General features: G+C 44.3%; 1 protein-coding gene. It reads left to right on the plus strand.

Features of this window, described 5'->3' with window-relative positions; genetic code table 11:
* Nucleotides 1-3,578: PKD domain-containing protein (locus tag F1E73_RS16595; RefSeq protein WP_191089054.1), on the plus strand; the 3,578-nt coding region annotated here is incomplete at both ends.

Consider the following 3,578-nt stretch of genomic DNA (forward strand, 5'->3'; position numbering starts at 1 on the left):
TTTACCATTCCCCACTTCGATTTGGATGGGGATGGATTAAAAGATATTGTGACTGGCGGTTGGTGGTACAAAAATCCGGGTGCGGCTTCCGGTAACTGGGAAAAAAAGACCATTGGAGGTAATTTTGGGAACGTGGTTCATGTGTACGACTTTGATGGGGATGGTCATATGGATCTTTTAGGAACAGAGATCGGCCCGCCGGGAAGCGAGTACCAGAGTGAACGATTGTTGTGGGCTAAGAACGATGGCAATGGGAACTTTACAGTTTACAATAATATTCCAGTTGTGAATACGGGATATGGTGAACCTTTTTTAGCGGGTATTACCGGTGGCGATTTTGGACTGGGATCCCCTTACCAAATGGCAATTAACTGGAACGGTGCAGAATCTACCAATTTTCCGGTACAAATGTTGACACCCACTGCAGACCCCACTACAGGCACCTGGACCTTGGAAGCTATCAGCAATGACCCTTCAGGAGAAGATATAGAGGTAGGAGATATCGATGGGGATGGGAGGCTAGACCTTTATCAAGGAATCAACTGGTTGCGAAACGAAGGGGATGGCACCTGGACTACCTATCCAATAAATGTTGGGTATGCAACCACCCCAGACCGTATTCAATTAGCCGATTTTAATGGGAATGGAAGATTGGACGGTGTGGTTGGTCAATTAGGTCTTGGAACCGATCCAGACCGAATGCAGCTCGCCTGGTTTGAATCACCTGCAGACCCTACCCAACCATGGACAAAACACATCATTAGCAATTCTGTCAATGGAAGTTTAAGCCTTTTTGCCATCGATTTTGATTTTGATGGGGATATGGATATCGTAGTAGGGGAGTGGAATGGAAGTAAACGTCTCATTGCCTTTGAAAATGACCTATGTAATAGCGGACAATGGATCGAACATATTCTGGATGACGGATCCTTGAACCTAGAACATCACGACTCGGCCATGGTGGTGGATATTGACAACGACGGGGATTTAGACGTGGTTTCCAATGGATGGTTAAATAACAAAGGACCCCGTATTTACGAAAACACCACCCTTTCGCCACAACAACAAGATCCAGTTGCTGACGCCGGTGAGGATCAGGTAGTATTATTACCCACAACAAGCGTTACACTCAATGGAACAGGGAGCGATCCCAATGGCGGAACCGTAACCTTTTTATGGAATCAAGTAAGTGGCCCAAATACCGCTACGCTTAGTGGGGAAAATACCACCAATTTAAGCGTTACCGATATGGTGGAAGGTGTCTATGTATTTAGGCTTACAGTAACCAATAATAGAAATAATTCAGTTTATGATGAAGTAAGCGTTTCGGTGGAAGAAGAGGTGTTGGCAATACGGATCAATTCTGGTGGGCCAGCCTATACATTTAATATAGTAGAATGGGCGGCGGATCAATCTTTTACCGGTGGCACTACTTTCAGCAATAATATAGCGATAGCCAATACTTCCAATGATAAATTGTATCAAACAGAACGTTACGCATCCTCTGGTACCTTGGTCTATGATATTCCAGTCAACGATGGAACCTATGATTTAAATCTTCATTTCGCAGAGATATTCCATGGGGTGCCTGGTCAGGGTTCTGCAGGTGGGGAAGGTTCTAGGGTCTTTAATATAGAAGTGGAAAATGGTCAGGTGCAAATAGATAATTACGACATAGTGGCTGCTGCTGGTGGTAGTGCAACGGCAGTAATAGAACATTATGAAAATATTACGGTAAATGATGGTAGTTTAACAATTACCCTTACCTCCGTAGTGGATTTCCCGAAAATATCTGGAATTGAGGTCCTTAAATCGGGAGGTACTTCTGAATTACCTATCGTATCGGCAGGGAAAGACAAGTCACTTACCCTGCCTACCAATAGTATAGTTTTGGATGGGTCGGCCTATGACCCGGATGGAGGAGCTATTGTTAGCTACCTTTGGACACAGGAAAGTGGACCCAATATGGCAACCTTGTCCAATGAAACTACGGACAACCTTACCGTTAACGACCTAGTGGAAGGAACTTATGTTTTCCGCTTGACGGTGACGGACGATGAAGACGACTCTGCTTGGGATGAAATGGTATTAACAGTGCTGAGCGATCCCGTGCCATTTAGAATTAATTCTGGGGGTCCAGATTTTGATTTTAATGGTGAACTATGGAGTGCTGATCAATTCTTTAGCGGTGGAGGATTACATAGTAATGTAATTCCTATTGCTAATACAGAAAATGATACTCTATACCAAACAGAGCGATTTATTACAAGTGGTAATCTTATTTATGAAATTCCGGTTGACAATGGAAAACACAATGTAAGCTTGCACTTTGCCGAGATTTATTTTGGTGTCCCAAATGGGGATCCAAATGGTGGTGTAGGTTCTAGGGTGTTCCATATAGATGTTGAAAATGGAGCACAAAGAATAGAGAATTATGATATTGTGGTGGAAGCTGGTGGCAGTGCTACAGCTGTGATAGAGACCTTTTCTAATATTGAGGTGCAGGACGGGAACTTAACCATTACGTTAATTCCAGTTACTCAGTTCCCAAAATTATCAGGAATTGAAGTTACTGGCTCCCGTGTTCCGGAAGTTGATGCCGGTCCAGACCAGGCAATAGACTTACCTGAAAATACTATAATTCAAAACGGTTCTGGAAGAGACCCGGATGGTGGGGTCGTTACCTACCTCTGGACCCAGATGAGTGGACCTGGAACTGCTATACTAATGGGGGAAGATACGCCAGAACTAACAGCAAGTGATTTAATTGTAGGTACTTACGTTTTCAGACTTACCGTAACGGATGATGAGACTGATTCCAGTTGGGACGAGGTTACCATTACAGTAAATCCGAACCCAAACAATGAACCGCCAACGGCAGTGGCTACTGCAAATCCAATGAGCGGAACCGTGCCCCTTACCGTCTCATTTACCGGTAGTAATTCTACAGACGACGTACAGGTAACGGGCTATGAATGGAATTTCATGGATGGCTCTCCCTTGAGTACAGAGTCCGACCCCGTCCATGAGTTTACGGCCGTGGGGATTTATAGTGTTGAACTAACGGTAACTGATGGGACGTACACCAATACCACCACAGTAGACATAATGGTGAACGCTGCAACAGGAAATGAGGCACCTATTATAACCAATCCTGGAACACAAACAGATCTGGAAGGGGATGAAGTAGCCTTACAAATTGAAGCTAATGATCCCAATGGCGATATTTTAACCTACACGGCTACCGATCTTCCAAGTGGATTAACAATAAATGCATCTACAGGACTTATAAATGGAACAATTGATGTAGGCGCTTCTAGCAATAGCCCTTATAATGTAACCTTAACAGTGATTGATGATGGATCGCCCACGGAATCGACCTCCATCTCCTTTACTTGGAATGTTGATCCAGCACCGGTAAATCAGGCTCCGGAAGTGACTAATCCTGGGGATCAAACCAATGAAGAGGGGGAGGTTATTTCCCTTGATATTGATGCCTCGGATTCTGAAGGGGATGTACTTACCTATACAGCCGTGAATTTGCCTAACGGTCTATCTATAGACCCGGTTATAGGACG

Origin of the sequence: Arenibacter lacus (genome assembly GCF_008711145.1) — a bacterium.
Lineage (GTDB): Bacteria > Bacteroidota > Bacteroidia > Flavobacteriales > Flavobacteriaceae > Arenibacter > Arenibacter amylolyticus.